The sequence below is a fragment of the Stenotrophomonas sp. CASM101 genome (assembly GCF_049384845.1).
GTDB lineage: Bacteria > Pseudomonadota > Gammaproteobacteria > Xanthomonadales > Xanthomonadaceae > Stenotrophomonas > Stenotrophomonas hibiscicola.
The window spans coordinates 1-17,152 of sequence record NZ_JBMRFR010000022.1 but is presented as its reverse complement, the minus strand read 5'-3'; the positions used below and the strand labels follow the sequence as shown (position 1 = coordinate 17,152).

The following is a 17,152-nucleotide window of genomic DNA, read 5'->3' as shown; positions in this document are numbered from 1 at the left end:
CGCCCCGCTTGAGGAGGTTCCCCGAACCCAGCTGTCGTGCGTGTTTTTCCCCATTCCCGTTTTCGTGAGAGTTCCCCCATGAGCAATGCACAGCGCAGTTTCCACGTCGCCGTCGTCGGTGCCACCGGCGCCGTCGGCGAGACCATGTTGTCGATCCTGGCCGAGCGTGATTTCCCGATCGGCACCCTGAGCGTTCTCGCCTCCGAGCGTTCGGCCGGCGGCGAGATCGAATTCAACGGCCAGAAGGTCAAGGTGCAGGACCTGGCCACCTTCGATCCCACCGGCGTCGAGATCGCCCTGTTCTCGGCCGGTGGCAGCGTGTCCAAGGAATACGCACCGAAGTTCGCCGCAGCAGGCGCGGTGGTGATCGACAACTCCTCGGCCTTCCGTTACGACGATGACGTGCCGCTGGTGGTGTCCGAGGTCAACCCGGAACAGGTCGCCAACCGTCCGCGCGGCATCATCGCCAACCCGAACTGCTCGACCATGCAGATGCTGGTGGCGCTGGCACCGCTGCACCGCAAGTACGGCATCGAGCGCATCAACGTCTCCACCTACCAGTCGGTGTCCGGCGGCGGCCGCTCGGCGATGGAGGAACTGGGCAAGCAGACCGGCCAGCTGCTCAGCTTCCAGGAGATCGATCCGCAGCGTTTCCCGGTGCAGATCGCCTTCAACCTGATCCCGCACATCGATGACTTCCAGGACAACGGCTTCACCAAGGAAGAAATGAAGCTGATCTGGGAGACCCGCAAGATCCTCGGCGATGACAGCATCCTGGTGAACCCGACCGCGGTGCGCGTGCCGGTGTTCTACGGCCACTCCGAGTCGGTGGCGATCGAGACCCGAGACAAGGTCACGGTCGCCGAAGCGCGCGCGCTGCTGGAGCAGTCGCCGGGCATCGAAGTGGTGGATCGCCACGAGGCCGGTGGTTACCCGACCCCGGTCACCCACGCCTCAGGCACCGACGCGGTGTACGTCGGCCGCATCCGCGAGGACCTCTCGCACCCGCGTGGCCTGAACCTGTGGATCGTGTCGGACAACGTGCGCAAGGGCGCAGCCCTGAATGCCGTACAGCTGGCCGAGCTGGTTGCCGCCGAGCAGCGTTGATGGAGAGGCCGGGCAATGCTCGGCCTTTCCTGTAGAGCCGAGCCCACGCTCGGCTCAGGCCATGCAGCCGAGCATGGGCTCGGCTCTACATGGGTGCGGACCTTGGTCCGCACGCTTTATAGTGTCGCCCATGAATAAACGGGCCAGGGGCGCAAAGCGCCCGCTCACCTATCTGTCCGCAGCGCTGCTCGCCTTGGCCAGCAGTTCGGCGCTCGCCCTGGGGTTGGGCGACATCCGCGTCCTGTCCAGGCCGGGCCAGCCCCTGCTGGCAGAAATCCCGGTCGTTTCGGCCGATCCGTCCGAGCTGGAAAACCTGCGGGTGGCCTTGGCCTCGCCGGTCACTTTCGAGCGTGTCGGCCTGCAGCGGCCGACCGGACTGGTCAGCGAACTGCAGTTCGAGCTGACCCGCGACACGCAGGGCAGAGCGGTGGTGCGGGTGACCTCGCAGGCACCGGTGGAGACGCCGTCGCTGAGCTTCCTGATCGAAGCCGACTGGGGCCAGGGCCGCCTGGTGCGCGAGTACTCGGCGCTGGTCGATGCGCCGCCCAGTGCGCTGGCCGTGGCCGAGCCGGAAATCGTCGCGCCGGCAGGCACGCTCTCCAATACGATCGTGCGCGAACCTGCACCGGCTTTGGCAACGGCGCCAGCCGCAGAGGCGCCCGCTGCGCCGCCACCTGCGGTGGCGGCTGCAGCAGCACGCCCGCGTGCGGCCTCCGCGCCGGTCGCTGCACCGGCGGCCGATGGCAGCGTCACCGTACAGCGCGGTCAGACCCTGTCGCAGATCGCCAGGGTGGTGGCGCGTGGCAACCAGGTCAGTCGCGACCGCGCGATGATCGCCCTGCTGCGTGCCAATCCCGAAGCCTTCATCCGTGGCAACGTCAACCTGCTCAAGCAGGGCGCGGTGCTGCGCATGCCGGGCAGCGATGCGCTTGCGGCGGTCGACGCCGCCGAAGCGGCGACGCTGGTGCGCGAGCACGCCGCGCAATGGCGTCAGGCGCGTACCGTGCCGCAACCGGCGGGCATGCTCGCACCGGTTGCCAGGGCGGCAGCCACGAACGCTTCTTCCCCGGCTGCGGCCAACGGGCCACGGCTTGAGATCGCTCCGGCGCTGGCGTCAGACGCCGCGCACGCGGGCACAACCACCGGCACAGCTGCCGGCAGCGAGGGTGACATGCTGGGCAACGAACAACTGCGCCAGGCGCGTGAGGACATCGCCACCCGCGATGCCGAGATCGGCGAGCTGAAGCAGCGCGTGGCCGATCTGGAGAAGCTGAAGGAACAGCAGCAGTCGCTGATCGCGATGAAGGACAACGACCTGGCCGCTGCGCAGCAGCGCCTGGCGCAGGCGCCGGGTGCCCGTGATGCGGCGACACCGTGGTACTGGCTGGGGCTGCCGGTACTGCTGCTGGTGGCGGGGGCGGCCTGGCTGCTGCGTCGTCGCAAGCCGTCGCCGTTGCCGCCGCTGCGTGAGGAAGACGATGCCGCCGGCCTGGCCGCAGCGGTGCCGGCAGGTGCCGCGCTGGATGCGCTGGCCGAGCAGTCCTCGTGGTCGTCGCCTGATGCCGGCAACGGCCGCCAGGAACCGGCGATGCCTGCGTGGGCGACCGGAACCGAAGTGCACGACGTGGTGGTCGCCGAACCCACCGCTGAGCACGCGGTGCGGGCCGACCAGGAGGCCGACACGCTGCGCGACCAGGACGCGGTGGCATTGCCCGAAGCGGTGACCGATCTGCCGCGCTGGGACGATCCCGCAACCACCGGCGACGAGGTGGTCCCGGCCGAGCCGCTGCAGGACGATCGCGTTGTACCGCAGGTGCCGGCCGAAGTGGTGGTGCCCGACTACGCACTGCATGCCGAACGGCAGCCGCAGTTCCGCGGTGTGTTCGATCTGCCGGCCGACGCGCATGAGAACCCGTCTCCGGCGGATGCCCCAGGTCCCGAAGCCATCGACGGCATCGACCGTGGCAGCACCGAGGCTGCTCATTCCGACGACACCGCGTCGAGCGCCCCCGCGCCTGCCGATGACGCGGGCTGGTCGCCACGTGCCGGCCAGGAGCGCCTGGAACTGGCCATTGCCTACCTCGATCTGGGTGACGCGCAGACGGCGCGCACCTTGTTGCTGGAAGTGGCCGAGGGCGGTGACCTGCACAGCCAGGCGCAGGCCCGCGAACTGCTCGCCCGCCTGCCGTGACCGAACCCGCCGACAAGGACCCTGCCATGAGCCGCGAGCGCCGTATCGACTACGTTGAATTCGCCTCCAGCGACCCGGCCGCCAGCCGTGTCTTTTTCGAAACGGTGTTCGGCTGGTCATTCGTCGACTACGGCAGCGACTACACGGCTTTCGACGATGGCCGCCTGCAGGGCGGCTTCTTCCGTGGCCAGCCGCAGCGGGCCGGCGACAGCGGTGCACCGCTGCTGGTGCTGTATGCCGACGATCTGGCTCCGGTCGAGGCGGCCGTGCGCGACGCCGGCGGCCAGATCGTACGCCCGGTGTTTTCCTTCCCCGGTGGCAGCCGCTTCCAGTTCGTCGAGCCCGGTGGCAACGAACTGGCGGTCTGGTCCGAACGCGATCCGGCCTGAGCGCCGCCCCACCCGCAACATCGAGGTAGCACATGCGTTATGCGCTTGGCGTCGAGTACGACGGCAGCGATTTCAGGGGCTGGCAGAACCTGGGCCAGGGTGGTCCCAGCGTGCAGGCCAGCCTCGAGCAGGCCTTGTCATCGGTGGCGGATGCGCCGCTGCAGGTGGTCTGCGCCGGCCGCACCGATGCCGGTGTGCACGGCCAGTGCCAGGTCGTGCATTTCGACACTGACGTGGTGCGTGACCCGCGCGCCTGGATGCTCGGCACCACCACCCGCCTGCCGCGTTCGATCGCGGTGCGCTGGTGCGTGCCGGTGGCCGATGATTTTCATGCGCGCTTCTCGGCACGTGCGCGCCGCTACCGCTATCGGCTGCTCAACCGCGAGGTGCGGCCCGCGCTGGACCGGCAGACCCTGAGCTGGGAGCGCCGCGCGCTGGACGAGACCCTGATGCACGCCGCCGGCCAGGCCCTGCTCGGCGAGAACGATTTCAGCGCGTTCCGTTCGGTGCAGTGCCAGGCGCTGCATGCCCGGCGTGAGCTGCAGTCATTGCAGGTCAGCCGCCAGGGCGAAGTGATCGAAGTCGCAGTGCGTGGCAATGCATTTCTTCATCACATGGTCCGCAATATCGTCGGATCGTTGATCCTGGTGGGCAGCGGCGAAAAACCGGTGGAATGGATCGCCGAACTGCTGGCTGGGCGCGACCGCACCGTAGCTGGTCCCACCGCACCGCCGCAGGGCCTGGTGTTCCTTGGGCCCCTGTACCCCGACAACTGGCATCTGCCCGCCGAGGTCACGCTATGAGCCGTTCCTACTACCGTACACGCATCAAGTTCTGTGGAATGACCCGCGCCGGCGATGTCCGTCTGGCCGGTGAGCTGGGCGTGGACGCAGTGGGTTTCATCTTTGCCCGCGAGAGCAGCCGCCGGGTCGCGCCTGCCGAGGCGCGCGCGATGCGCCAGGCAATCGCGCCGATGGTCGACGTGGTTGCGCTGTTCCGCAACAACAGCAAGGAAGAAGTGCGCGAGGTGCTGCGCACGGTACGACCGACGCTGCTGCAGTTCCATGGCGAGGAGGACGAGAGCTTCTGCCGCAGCTTCAACATGCCGTACCTGAAGGCGATCGCCATGGGGGGGCGCGAAGAGGTCAATGCCCGCACCCTGCAACTGCGCTATCCCAGCGCTGCCGGCTTCCTGTTCGACAGCCACGCGCCGGGTGGCGGTGGCGGCACCGGCGTGGCGTTCGACTGGGGCCGCGTCCCGACCGGATTGCATCGGCCGTTCCTGCTGGCCGGTGGCCTGAACCCGGAAAACGTCTACGACGCCGTGCTGGCGACGCTGCCGTGGGGCGTGGACGTCTCCAGCGGTATCGAACTGGAGCCGGGCATCAAGGACGGTTACAAGATGCGCACCTTCGTCGAGGAAGTGCGGCGCGCCGATTGCACCGTCCTGGAGTGATCCGCGTCACCTGAGGGGCGCCCGGATGTCATCGTCGACGGTGAGCCTTGCAGCAGACCCTCAACCAGGGACTGTCCGCCGACGGCATCGTCGGTCGCCACACCGCTGCCGCACTGGCGGCGGGGCGTGTGCAGGGTCATGAACCCGCAGCGGCTGTGCCCAAAGGGCCGTCGCTCAACGATGCATCGCATCCGGACCACGCACTGCACAACGCTGGCCGCAGCAAGCTTCCCAGCGTGTTTTCCGAAGAGGCTGCGGCCAATATCACCCTGCATGCAAAGCAGAACGGTATCGACGCGGCCCACAAGCTGCAGAGCATCACGGTGCAGGATGGCAAGCCGTTCGTGATGGGCACGACGCCGGGCTTCCGCACCGCTGTCGATCTGGCCCAGGCGCTGCCGTCGCTGGAGCAGACCAGTGCCAAGCTGCTGGCAGATCCGTCGCACCAGCAGCAGGTGCATGAGGAGCAGCAGCGGGTCGCGATGGGCGGTCGCTGAGGCCTGCATTGCCGGCTCCGGGAGGTGGATGCCGCCCGGGGCCTCGTCTCATCGCAGTTGCGCTGCTGCCCAGTCGGCCAGGGCGTCTACCCGTGCATCGGCCGGGCCATCCGGCCGCGCCAGCACCCAGAAGCCGCCGGTGGCCGCAAACCCCCACGGTGCGACCAGCCGGCCTGCTGCCAGATCTTCGGCCACCAGCGGCTCGGGCGCGATTGCCGGGCCCAGCCCGGCCACGGCTGCTTCCAGCAGGTAATAGAGATGTTCGAAAGCGGTGCCCAGCTGCAGCTTTGACGGGTCCAGGCGGTGTGCCTGCGCCCAGGCGGGCCAAGCCTGCGGACGTGACGTGGTGTGCAGCACGGTTTCCTGCAGCAGTGCCGAGGGCGGTGCCTGCCGCAGGCGCTGCGCCGCCGGATGTGACGGGGCCACCACCACACCGACCCGTTCCGGTGCCAGCTCGCGGACCTGCCAGCCGCGTGGCCACGGTCCCTGCGCCAGCAACAGCACGGCGTCCAGCGCCGCCTGCGCTTCGGTGAAACTGCCGTCCAGCGCCGACCACTGCAGGCGCACGCCGGGCAGGGCGGCCTGCAGCACGGGCAGGCGCGGAATCATCCAGCGTGCCAGTACGCTGCCGCTGCAGCCCAGTACCAGTGCTGGGGAGGCCGCGGGCCGCCGCAGCTCGCGCACGCAGCCTTCGATCCCGGCGAAGGCCTCGCTGCACGCTGCCTGCAGGCGCGTGCCCGCAGCGGTCAGGCGCAGGCCGCGACCGGCACGCTGGAACAGCGCCAGGCCGAGGTGATCCTCCAGCAGCTTCAGTTGCCGGCTGACCGCGCCGTGGGTGACGTGCAGGTCCTGTGCGGCGCGCCCGACGCCGCCAAGGCGGGCAGTGGCTTCGAACGCGCGCAGCGCATTGAGGGGAGGCAGCAGGGAGCGGATCACGTGAGATTTCCTGACGATATGTGCCAGATAATATCCATTTTTCCGGTCTTGACCCGTGCGCTAGAGTATCCACCTGTCTGAACCACCGGTCGTATCCATGTCTGCCTCCCCCATTGCCGACTACCACGCCTTCCCGGATGCCCAGGGCCACTTCGGCCGCTACGGTGGCAGCTTCGTTGCCGAAACCCTGGTCGGCCCGCTGCAGGAACTGGCCCAGGCCTATGACCAGGCCCGCCAGGACCCCGCGTTCCAGGCGGCCTATGACCGCGACCTGGCGCACTACGTGGGCCGGCCGAGCCCGATCTATCACGCCCAGCGCCTGAGCGATCACGTCGGCGGCGCGCAGATCCTGCTCAAGCGCGAGGACCTGAACCACACCGGTGCGCACAAGATCAACAACACCATCGGCCAGGCACTGCTGGCCGCACGCATGGGCAAGAAGCGCATCATCGCTGAGACCGGTGCCGGCCAGCATGGCGTGGCCAGTGCCACCGTTGCCGCGCGTCTGGGCCTGGAATGCGTGGTCTACATGGGCGCCACCGACATCGAGCGGCAGAAGATCAACGTCTACCGCATGAAGCTGCTCGGTGCGACGGTGGTGCCGGTCACCTCCGGCTCGGCCACCCTGAAGGACGCGCTCAACGAAGCGATGCGCGACTGGGTGACCAACGTGCAGGACACCTTCTACATCATCGGCACCGTGGCTGGACCGGACCCGTACCCGCGCATGGTGCGCGACTTCAATGCCATCGTCGGCCGCGAAGCGCGTGAGCAGATGCTGGCCGAGTACGGCCGCCTGCCCGATGCGATCACCGCCTGCGTCGGCGGCGGCAGCAATGCCATCGGCCTGTTCCACGCCTTCCTCAACGATCGCCAGGTCGAGATCGTCGGCGCCGAAGCCGCCGGTGATGGCATCAGTACCGGTCGCCATGCCGCCTCCATCGCGGCAGGCCGCCCCGGCGTGCTGCACGGCAACCGCACGTACGTGCTGTGCGACGATGACGGCCAGATCATCGAGACCCATTCGGTGTCGGCCGGCCTGGACTATCCGGGCGTCGGCCCGGAGCACGCGTTCCTGGCCGATACCGGCCGCGCGCGCTACCTCGGCATCACCGACGAGGAAGCGCTGCAGGCCTTCCATCTGCTGGCGCATACCGAGGGCATCCTGCCCGCGCTGGAATCCAGCCATGCGCTGGCACAGGCAATCAAGCTGGCGCGTGAGCGTCCGCGTGACCAGATCGTGCTGTGCAACCTGTCCGGCCGCGGCGACAAGGACGTGCACACCATCGCCGCGCGCGAAGGGCTTGTGCTGTGAATCACGTGCTGCGCCACGGCGGGGCGCTGGTGCTGGTGATCGGCATGGGCGGCTGCACGCCGCCCGATCCACCGGTGCTTGCCCCGGCGCCGGCCGCCCCCGCGGCGATCGCCCCGGCACGCGAACCGGCCAGCAACGACGATGAGGCCGCACATCGCCCGATCGAGGGCGCGGCGATGTCCACGGCAGGCGATGGCGGCGAGGACCAGGCGGCCCGGGCGGTGGTGTCGGTGGCCCTGGACCATGCCGGTGAGGTGCTGATCGGCCAGCCCTTCAGCGAACTGCAGGGCGAGGCGCAGTGGCACTCGGCCGGGCTGGGCGAGTCGACCGCTGGGCGCTGCGAGTACTACGAGCGCGGCACGCTGCCCGAGGGCGTGGCGATGATGGTGCAGGACGGCGACGTGGTGCGCTTCGACCTGGCCCCCATCGACGATTCCGGCCAGGTGGTGCTGCAGCCGGGGCCGTTCGGCCTTCATCTGGGCATGCCACGCGCGCAGGCACTCCAGCAGTTGCCCAAGGGCGTTTCCACGCAACCCTATGGTGATGATGCGGAGGCCGGCGAGAGCCTGCTCTGGCAGGACCCCGGTTCCGACCTGGCGATCCGTGTGGAGATCGTCGACGGCACCATCTCCCGAATGTACTGGGGCGCCAGCGGCGCCGTTGACCTGATCGAAGGATGTACCTGACATGTCCGTATCCCGACTCGATGCTTGCTTCCAGCACCTGCGCGAACAGCAGCGCAAGGCGCTGATTCCCTTCATCACCGCAGGTGATCCCTCGCTGGAAGCCACCGTGCCGGTCATGCACGCGCTGGTCGATGCTGGTGCCGACGTGATTGAACTGGGCGTGCCGTTCTCCGATCCGATGGCCGATGGCCCGACCATCCAGCGTAGTTCCGAACGCGCGCTGGCGCGGGGAGCCGGCAGCCGCTATGTGCTGCAGGCGGTGGCGCAGTTCCGGGCGCGTGATGCGCACACCCCAGTGGTGCTGATGGGCTACCTGAACCCGGTGGAGATCCACGGCTACGCTGCCTTCGCCGGGGCGGCCGTGCAGGCCGGCGTGGACGGGGTGCTGCTGGTCGACCTTCCGCCGGAAGAAGCCGTTGAAGCGCAGCAGGCCTTCGATGCAGCGGGCCTGGCGCTGGTCCTGCTGGCGTCGCCGACCACCAGCCAGGCGCGTGCCGACAAGCTGCTGGCCCTGGCCCGTGGCTACCTTTATTACGTCAGCTTTGCCGGCGTGACCGGCGCCTCCGAGCGTCTGGACAGCGACGCCGCCAGCGCCCGCCTGCAGGCGTTGCGCGCGCGCGCCTCGGTGCCGGTGGTGGCGGGCTTCGGCATCAAGGACGCCGGCAGTGCCGCAGCCATGGCCCGCCAGGCGGATGGCGTGGTGGTCGGAAGTGCGCTGGTGGCGGCGCTGGCCGAAGCGGGCTCGGCTGAAGACGCGGCCCAGCGTGCGCGGGCGTTCCTCGCCCCGCTGCGGCAGGCGCTGGACGCGTAGCGGTAATGCTGGCCGCTGGCCGGCATCGTCCGTACCCACCCGCGTGCAGGGCCGCCGGCCAGCGGCCGGCACCGCGCAGCACCTAAACGTACGTCCCAGCATGGTTTTTCCGGCTGCCCCGTAGCTGGCAAGGGGGTGCACGGCCGGGGAAAGCGGAGCTAGACTGTCCGCCTTTGCGGCCCATGGGCCGCCCTGAACGGAAGTGTCCTCCCGCATGAGTTGGCTCAGCAAGTTGATGCCGTCCGGCATCCGCACCGACAACACCCCCAGCAAGAAGCGCAGTGTCCCCGAGGGCCTGTGGGAAAAGTGCAGCAACTGCGGCAGCGCGTTGTACCGTCCGGAACTGGAAGAGAACCTGGAGGTCTGCCCGAAGTGCGGCCACCACATGGCGATCCGCGCGCGTGCGCGCCTGGCGGCCCTGTTCGACGCCGACAGCACCACCGAGATCGGTGCGCGCCTGGGACCGACCGACCTGCTCAAGTTCAAGGATCAGAAGAAGTACAGCGAGCGCATCAAGATCGCGCAGAAGAACACCGGCGAATACGACGCGCTGATCGCCATGCGCGGCCTGCTCAAGGGCCGTGCGCTGGTCGCCTCGTCGTTCGACTTCGCCTTCATGGGGGGCTCGATGGGCTCGGTGGTGGGCGAGCGTTTCGCGCTGGCTGCAGAAACCGCGGTCGAGATCGGTGCGCCTTACGTGTGCTTCTCGCAGAGTGGCGGCGCGCGCATGCAGGAAGGCCTGTTCTCGCTGATGCAGATGGCCAAGACCTCCGCTGCGCTGGGCAAGCTGCGTGAAGCCGGGCTGCCGTACATCTCGGTGCTGACTCATCCGACCACCGGCGGCGTTTCGGCGTCGTTCGCGATGCTGGGCGACATCAACATCGCCGAACCGCAGGCACTGATCGGCTTCGCCGGCCCGCGCGTGATCGAGCAGACCGTGCGCGAGAAGCTGCCGGAAGGTTTCCAGCGTTCGGAGTTCCTGCTGGAGCACGGTGCCATCGACCAGATCTGCGATCGCCGCGAACTGCGCGACCGCCTGTCCGATCTGCTCGCCATGCTGGGTCGGCAGCCCGCGCCGCAGGTAGCCTGATGGGTGCCCGCAAGTACTTCGGCACGGACGGCATCCGTGGCCGGGTCGGGCAGGGCGTGATCTCGGCCGACTTCGTGCTGCGCCTGGGCAATGCGCTGGGCCGTGTCCTGCTCGCCCAGCGTGGCCAGGACGGACGCCGGCCGATCGTGGTGATCGGCAAGGACACCCGCATTTCCGGCTACATGTTCGAGGCGGCGCTGGAGGCCGGCCTGGTCGCCGCCGGTGCCGACGTGCAACTGCTGGGTCCGATGCCGACCCCGGCGGTGGCGTTCCTGACCCGCACGCTGGGCGTGGACGCCGGCATCGTCATCAGCGCCTCGCACAACCCGCATTACGACAACGGCATCAAGTTCTTCTCGGCCCAGGGCGAGAAGCTCGACGATGCCACCGAGCTGGCCCTGGAGGCGGCGCTGGACGTTCCGTTCACCACCGCCGAATCGGAAAAGCTGGGCAAGGCATTCCGTGCACGCGAAGCGGTCGGCCGCTACATCGAATTCTGCAAGGCCAGCGTGCCGCGCACATTCGATCTGCGTGGCCTGCGCCTGGTGCTGGATTGCGCGCATGGTGCCACCTACCAGATCGCGCCGCTGCTGTTCCGCGAACTGGGTGCCGAGGTGATCGGCATCGGCGCCGAGCCCAATGGCATCAACATCAACGCCGGCGTGGGCTCCACCCATATCGACAACCTTGCGGCCAAGGTCCGCGAGACCGGCGCCGATCTCGGTATCGCCTTCGATGGTGATGGCGACCGCGTGCTGATGGCCGACGACCAGGGCAACCCGGTCGATGGCGATGACCTGCTGTACATCCTGGCCCGTGCCTGGAAGGCCGAAGGCCGCCTGCGCGGCCCGGTGGTCGGCACGCTGATGAGCAACTATGGCATCGAGAAGGCCCTCGCCGACCTGCAGATTCCATTCGTGCGCAGCAATGTCGGCGATCGCTACGTGCACCAGGCGCTGATCGAAGGCGGTGGTGTGCTCGGCGGTGAAGCCTCCGGCCACCTGCTGTGCCTGGACCGCGCCACCACGGGGGACGGCATCGTCAGCGCCCTGCAGGTGCTGGTCGCGCTGCGCAACAGTGGGCAGACCCTGCGCCAGGCGCTGAAGGGCCTTGTGCGGGTACCGCAGAAGACCGTGAACGTGCGTCTGGGCAATGTCCCGGCCAAGACTGCGGTGCAGTCTGAAAGCGTGCAGTCCGCGCTGGCTGTGGCGCAGCAGGCTGTCGCCGGCCGTGGCCGCGCGTTCCTGCGCCCGTCCGGTACCGAGCCGGTGGTGCGGGTCACGGTCGAGGCCGATGACGCCACGCTGATGCAGGACACGCTGGACCGCCTGTCCGCAGCGGTGCGTGAAGCCGCTGCCTGAAGCGCGTGCACATTCGCACCAACGAAAAACGCCCCGCAAAGCCGGGGCGTTTTTCATTCAACCGGCAGGGGCGTGGTGCTTATGGCCCCGGCACCATCTTCTTCTGGCGCGCTTTGAAGCCATTGAACAGTGGCGCGATCAGCGGGTTGTAGCTCTGCGCGATGCGCTTGCGCAGCCAGCTGGCCGGGCGGTTGCGGATCGCGAAGCGGTAGATCCGCTCCGGATCACCGCCGACCACGTTGCGGCCGAACGGGTGGGTGGTGTGCAGGTAGCGGAAGCCCTGCTCGCGTGCCACCTCGATGTGGTCCTGGTCGAAATCGCCGTAGGGCCAGCACAGCGTATCGGACACCTCGCCGAGCTTGTCCTGCAGGACGTCGCGCGAGATTGCCAGATCCCGGCTGAGGCCCGCACGGCGCTGCGCACGGTCCAGATCGTCGCGGCGCAGCCAGCGGGTGTGGGTGTGGGTATGGCAATGCACTTCGAAGGTGCCGGCGGCAATGGCTGCGCGTGCTTCGCTCCAGCGCATCATCACGTCGTCGCTGCGGTCCTGCTCGTAGATCGCCGCTTCGCAGCCACGATGGTCCGGCGTCGACGGCAGTGCCGCGCCGGCAATGCCGGCGTGCGGACGTTCCGGGCCTTCGCCCATCCAGCCGGTGACCACGAACACCACCGCGTGCATGCCGTACTTCTGCAAGATCGGGTGCGCATACACCCAGTTGTCGAGATAGCCATCGTCGAAGGTGATGACGATCGACTTGCGCGGCACCGGCTTGCCGGCCAGGAAGCCGGCGTACTGCTCCAGCGTCAGTGAGGTCCAGCCATTGGCTGCCAGCCACGCAATCTGGCTTTCGAAGTTCTCCGGCGACACGGTGATCATGCCCGGCGAAGGGCTGACGTGGTGGTGCATCAGCACCGGAACGGTTCGTGCATCAGCCATGTCCCAGCTCCTTCAGCCACTGGTGGTAGTAGTGTTCGGTCGCTTCACCGTGGCCGTCCGGCGTGAAGCGATGTGCGCCGTGCATCCACTCCCAGCCAGCGCGCCCCATCTGCCGTCGCCGTTCCGGGTCGTCCACCAGCAGGCGCAATGCACCTGTCAGGGCGGCATTGTCACCCAAACGGGTGAGAATCGCATTGCTGCCATCGATCACCATTTCCGGCACGCCGCCCACCCGCGTGGCGACGATCGGTACGCCCACGTAGGCCGCTTCCAGGAATACGGTGCCGGCCGCTTCCTTGTGCGAAGCCAGTGCGAAGATGTCGAAGCCGGCCATCAGCCTGCAGGCTCCATCGCGGTAGCCGAGCAGGTGGACCTGGCGCTGCAGCCCGTGCTCGGCGCACATCGCCTGCAGTCGTTCCGTCACGGCCTGGCCATCACCGACAATCACCAGGTGCAGGTCCGGGTTGGCTTTGCACAGCGGCACCATCGCCTGCAGCAGGTCGGCATGGCCTTTGGGCTCACGCAGCACGGCCACGCAGCCGACCACGATGTCCTGCTCGCCGAAGCCAAGCTCGGCACGCACTTCCGCGCGTACGTCCTGCAGGCACTGCCAAGGATCGGCCTTGCGGATATCACTCCAGCGTGGAGGCACCGCGATTGGCGGCACGATACCAATGCGCTCGGCTGGAATGCCGCGGTCGACCAGCAGTTGCTTGACGAAGCTGCTGACGGTCAGCACCCGGTGTGGAAGCTTGGTATAGGTCAGCAACGAGTTGACCGGGCTCATCAGATGGCGCGAGCGCACCACCAGCGGCGTGCCGCCCAGGCGTGCACCGGCGGCTGCGATCAGCGCATCGCGGCGGCTGGTGGTATTGACCACGTCGAAGCGTTCGCGGCGCACCAGCCGCGATACCGACCACATGCCGCGCAGCAGGCGTGCCAGGCCACCCATGCGCAGCGTATGCACGGTGAATCCGTCCTCGCGTGCCAGTGTGGCCAGGCGTGCATCGGGCTGGCACAGCAATGACACCTCATGGCCACGCGCGCGCATCACCTGCATGTGCCGGAAGATGTAGATCTCCTGCCCGCCCATTCCCTTGGCGGCTTCGGTATGCAGGATGCGCAGAGGACGGTTCATGCAGGATCGGTCCTTGAAGATCAGCGGTTGCGGAAGCGGGTCAGCGCTTCCCATGCAGAGCGGATGGCTGCGGCGTCCGGAGCCTGCTGCGGCAGCGGGCGGTAGTGCCGGTCGAGCGCGGTGGCGTTGCCGAACTTGTCGAATACGTAGATGGCATCGCCATGGCGTACAGCGCGTTGCGACCAGCTCTCCACCACCAGTGCACGTTCGCTGGCGGCGGGCGTGGCCAGCAGGTCCTGGCCGGTACTGAAGTCCGTCAATGCGTTCTCGCAGCCCAGCGCATGGCGCATCAGCGTCGGTACCCAGTCTTCGTGCGAGCTGGTGCGGACGTCGCGGCCAGCGGCCCTGCCTGGCCAATGCAGCACGAACGGGACCTGCAGCTGGTAATCGGAGAAGTTGCCGTTGTGGCCCCAGTAGTTCAGCTTGAGGTCGTTGAACTCTTCGGCATGGTCACCGGTGACCAGCACGATGGTGTCCTCGGCCAGGCCCTGCGCGCGCAGGTCGTCCAGCAGCGAACCGATCAGGCTGTCGGCATAGTGCACGGCAGTGCGGTAGCGGTTGAGTTCCGGCGTCGGGTCGTGGTCCGGGCCGAAGGACAGGAAGTCGATCTCCTTGGCCATCGGCGTGGCTACCGGTGGGTAGCTGGCGGGCAGGTGGTAGCCGGCGTGGGTGGAGTCGAGGAACACGAAGCCGAACCATGGGTGCTGCGCCGCCTGGCTGCTGCGGATGTCATTCCGCAGCGCGGCGACGATGGCTGCGTCGCGCTTGTCGGGGGTCATGGCGGAAGGGCCTTGGTGCAGCCGGTCGCGCACATCGGCAAATGCCGTGCGATCGAATTCCGGGCTGTACAACGGCGCGCTGCCGTACAGGTGCAGGTCGTAGCCCTGCTGGCCCAGCACCTGGAACAGCTGCGAGCCGCGCTGTTCGTCCAGCATGCTCTGCCAGTAGCCGCCGGGCAGGCCGTAGAGCAGGCCGAACAGGCCGTAGCGGGTGGCATTGCCGGTGCTGAAATGGCGATCGAACACGCGCGCGTCCTGCGCCAGCGCCGACGTGTTGGGCATCAGCTGCGGCGTCAGCACGTCCTGGCGCAGCGATTCCAGCACCACCATCAGCACATTGGGGCGGTGTGGGTTCTGGCAACGCAGGGGCTGGAGCGGATACAGCAGCTGCGCATGGCGCGGGTCGGGCAGGCCCGCCTGCTGTTCGCTTATGACCCCGAGCCTGCGCATGAAGCTCTTGGCGGTGATCGGCTGTGCCCAGGGCAGGTAGTTCCACTGCGCGATGACGGCACGGTCGCCGCGGGCATCGTAATAGGCCGTGGCGGCTTGGCCGCCGGCCATCAGCAGCGCAACGATGGCCCACCCCTGCAGGACCCGGCGGCGGCGCGGCCGGGCGGGCAGCAGCTTCCAGCATGCCCAGGCCAACAGTCCTTCAGCCGTGAAGATGGCGGCCACCAGCAGTCCGGCCTGCAGCCAGGTCTTCCACGACAACGCGACCTGGTCCTGCAGCGCACCGCCGAACACCATGTTCACCACCATGGCATTGAGGTGAAACCGATACAGAGTGAAAACCTTTGCATCAACCAGCAACAGGCACAGCCACAGGCCCTGCAGCAGCACGGCGCTGAGGCTCAGGGGGCGTGCGCTGCGCGGCCAAAGGCCCATCAGCAGCGGCAGCAGGCCGGCGAGGGCGCCGAATGCCAGCAGGTGACCGGGCAGGGCAACGGCCAGATAGGCCAGGCCCACGCTGCCCCCCGGGTTGTCTGCCAGCGGCACGTTGCCGAGCGTGATCCCCATGGCCAGCAGCGCGTTGCCGGCCACGAACAGCGACCACCAGGCCAGGCGGCGCCAGTGGCGTGCGGGGCCGGAGGGCAGGGCGGGGTCGGCAGAGGGAGCAGCAGGGCGCATGAGGGACTGGGGCGGCGGGTGATGCAGGCGGCGGGATCCCCGGGGTGACGGAATCGTGGGGCCGCGCGCGGGTCGCGCATTGTATCTGTTTGTTTCTTCGTATCGGGTGGCGTCCCCCGGGCGATCTGTCACAATGTTCAGGTGGGCCATGAATGCGCTGGCCCCCCAGACCCAATGACAAGCCAGGAACCGCTGTGAGCCAGATCCCCACCCTCGACATCACCCGTTTCGACAGCGACCGCGAGGCCTTCGTGGCCGAGCTGGGCGCGGCCTACCGCCAATGGGGATTCGCGGGCATCCGCAACCACGGCATTCCGCAGGCCGACATCGATGCGGCCTACGATGCCTTCAAGGCCTTCTTCGCCCTGCCCGAAGAGGTCAAGCGCAAGTACCACGTGGCCGGCAGCGGCGGCGCCCGCGGCTACACCCCGTTCGGGGTGGAGACCGCCAAGGGCTCCAAGCACTTCGACCTGAAGGAGTTCTGGCACATCGGCCGCGAGATCGCCGACGACTCCAAGTACCGCGATGTGATGGCGCCGAACCTGTGGCCGACCGAGGTCGAGGGCTTCCGTGAGCGCGGCTACGGCCTGTACCAGGCACTGGACAACCTGGGGTCGCGCGTCCTGTCGGCGCTGGCCCTGCATATCGGCCTGCCTGCAGACTTCTTCGCCGACAAGACCAACTTCGGCAACTCGATCCTGCGCCCGATCCATTACCCGCCGATCACCACCGACGACATCCCGAACGTGCGTGCTGGTGCCCATGGCGACATCAACTTCATCACCCTGCTGGTCGGTGCCAGTGCCGCAGGCCTGGAAGTGCAGTCGCATGATGGCGAGTGGGTGCCGTTCACGTCAGACGCGGACACCATTGTGGTCAACATCGGCGACATGCTGCAGCGCCTGACCAACCACGTGTATCCGTCGACCATCCACCGCGTGGTCAATCCCCCGGGCGAGCTGGCGCGCCAGCCGCGCTACTCGGTGCCGTTCTTCCTGCACCCGAACCCGGACTTCCTGATCGACGTGCTGCCCTCGTGCATCACCCCGGAGAACCCGAGCCGGTACCCGGAGCCGATCACCGCCCACGGCTTCCTCGAGGAGCGCCTGCGCGAGATCAAGCTGAAGTAAAGAGAAGTGAGGCCGCCGAAAGGCGGCCTTTTTCTTTGCAGGGCTGCACCCTGCACCCGCAGAGGCCAAAGCCAAAGCCAAAGCGGCTCTGGGGTGTTCCGTGGGGAGGCGGGGAGGTGTCGGATGGCGGGGACGCCGTGGACCCATCCCTGGGGGCTTGGCCGCGGCATCCATGCCGCGGACACCCCGCCATCCGACACC

At 68.1% G+C, this 17,152-nt stretch carries 15 protein-coding genes and 1 pseudogene; 12 read left to right on the top strand and 4 right to left on the bottom strand.

Annotated elements, in window-relative coordinates:
* Positions 1 to 78 precede the first annotated feature (78 nt).
* From VG543_RS19470 to VG543_RS19445, 6 genes and pseudogenes are all read left to right on the top strand, one after another.
* A complete protein-coding gene (locus VG543_RS19470) occupies positions 79 to 1,107 on the top strand; it encodes an aspartate-semialdehyde dehydrogenase (protein WP_423179063.1) in 1,029 nt (342 codons plus the stop codon).
* 130 nt (positions 1,108 to 1,237) lie between these two features.
* The gene (locus tag VG543_RS19465; protein ID WP_423179062.1) at positions 1,238 to 3,298 is read left to right on the top strand and encodes a FimV/HubP family polar landmark protein; all 2,061 of its coding nucleotides are present in this window, start codon (positions 1,238 to 1,240) and stop codon (positions 3,296 to 3,298) included.
* A 26-nt stretch (positions 3,299 to 3,324) separates the two neighbouring features.
* Positions 3,325 to 3,687, top strand: a complete 363-nt coding sequence (locus tag VG543_RS19460; protein WP_279936814.1) for a VOC family protein — start codon at positions 3,325 to 3,327, stop codon at positions 3,685 to 3,687.
* 32 nt (positions 3,688 to 3,719) lie between these two features.
* Positions 3,720 to 4,490 (top strand): tRNA pseudouridine synthase A, encoded by a 771-nt coding sequence (truA, locus tag VG543_RS19455; RefSeq protein ID WP_423179061.1) that lies wholly within the window; start codon positions 3,720 to 3,722, stop codon positions 4,488 to 4,490.
* Positions 4,487 to 5,143, top strand: a complete 657-nt coding sequence (locus VG543_RS19450) for a phosphoribosylanthranilate isomerase (RefSeq protein ID WP_019660598.1) — start codon at positions 4,487 to 4,489, stop codon at positions 5,141 to 5,143. The genes truA and VG543_RS19450 overlap by 4 nt, the downstream gene beginning before the upstream one ends.
* 68 nt (positions 5,144 to 5,211) lie before the next feature.
* Positions 5,212 to 5,640 (top strand): annotated as a pseudogene (locus tag VG543_RS19445) (peptidoglycan-binding protein); the annotation flags it as partial.
* 48 nt (positions 5,641 to 5,688) lie between these two features.
* Here the strand turns inward: VG543_RS19445 and VG543_RS19440 are convergent.
* Positions 5,689 to 6,576: a LysR family transcriptional regulator gene (locus VG543_RS19440; RefSeq protein ID WP_423179060.1), complete on the bottom strand. Its 888-nt coding sequence runs from the start codon at positions 6,574 to 6,576 to the stop codon at positions 5,689 to 5,691.
* A gap of 97 nt (positions 6,577 to 6,673) precedes the next feature.
* Here VG543_RS19440 and trpB point away from each other — a divergent pair, with 97 nt between their 5' ends.
* From trpB to glmM, 5 genes are all read left to right on the top strand, one after another.
* On the top strand, positions 6,674 to 7,891 hold the full coding sequence (gene trpB / locus VG543_RS19435) for a tryptophan synthase subunit beta (protein ID WP_014647880.1): 1,218 nt from the start codon (positions 6,674 to 6,676) through the stop codon (positions 7,889 to 7,891).
* A complete protein-coding gene (locus VG543_RS19430; protein ID WP_058981118.1) occupies positions 7,888 to 8,577 on the top strand; it encodes a hypothetical protein in 690 nt (229 codons plus the stop codon). Before trpB ends, VG543_RS19430 begins: the two co-directional genes overlap by 4 nt.
* A gap of 1 nt (position 8,578) precedes the next feature.
* Positions 8,579 to 9,388, top strand: a complete 810-nt coding sequence (gene trpA / locus VG543_RS19425) for a tryptophan synthase subunit alpha (protein WP_423179059.1) — start codon at positions 8,579 to 8,581, stop codon at positions 9,386 to 9,388.
* 214 nt (positions 9,389 to 9,602) lie between these two features.
* Positions 9,603 to 10,478: an acetyl-CoA carboxylase, carboxyltransferase subunit beta gene (gene accD, locus VG543_RS19420; RefSeq protein ID WP_019660593.1), complete on the top strand. Its 876-nt coding sequence runs from the start codon at positions 9,603 to 9,605 to the stop codon at positions 10,476 to 10,478.
* On the top strand, positions 10,478 to 11,839 hold the full coding sequence (gene glmM / locus VG543_RS19415) for a phosphoglucosamine mutase (RefSeq protein ID WP_111102200.1): 1,362 nt from the start codon (positions 10,478 to 10,480) through the stop codon (positions 11,837 to 11,839). The genes accD and glmM overlap by 1 nt, the downstream gene beginning before the upstream one ends.
* A gap of 79 nt (positions 11,840 to 11,918) precedes the next feature.
* Here glmM and VG543_RS19410 read toward each other — a convergent pair whose 3' ends face one another.
* From VG543_RS19410 to VG543_RS19400, 3 genes are read right to left on the bottom strand one after another with little or no spacing between them, the layout of a single operon-like run.
* Positions 11,919 to 12,776 carry a polysaccharide deacetylase family protein gene (locus VG543_RS19410; RefSeq protein ID WP_021203418.1) on the bottom strand — a complete coding sequence of 286 codons (858 nt, stop codon included), beginning with the start codon at positions 12,774 to 12,776 and terminating at the stop codon, positions 11,919 to 11,921.
* Positions 12,769 to 13,914, bottom strand: a complete 1,146-nt coding sequence (locus tag VG543_RS19405; RefSeq protein ID WP_058981121.1) for a glycosyltransferase family 4 protein — start codon at positions 13,912 to 13,914, stop codon at positions 12,769 to 12,771. The genes VG543_RS19410 and VG543_RS19405 overlap by 8 nt, the downstream gene beginning before the upstream one ends.
* A gap of 20 nt (positions 13,915 to 13,934) precedes the next feature.
* Positions 13,935 to 15,821 (bottom strand): DUF3413 domain-containing protein, encoded by a 1,887-nt coding sequence (locus VG543_RS19400; protein WP_423179058.1) that lies wholly within the window; start codon positions 15,819 to 15,821, stop codon positions 13,935 to 13,937.
* 152 nt (positions 15,822 to 15,973) lie between these two features.
* Between VG543_RS19400 and VG543_RS19395 the strand changes: the two genes are divergently transcribed.
* Positions 15,974 to 16,951, top strand: a complete 978-nt coding sequence (locus VG543_RS19395) for an isopenicillin N synthase family dioxygenase (protein WP_050563262.1) — start codon at positions 15,974 to 15,976, stop codon at positions 16,949 to 16,951.
* Positions 16,952 to 17,152: the final 201 nt, after the last annotated feature.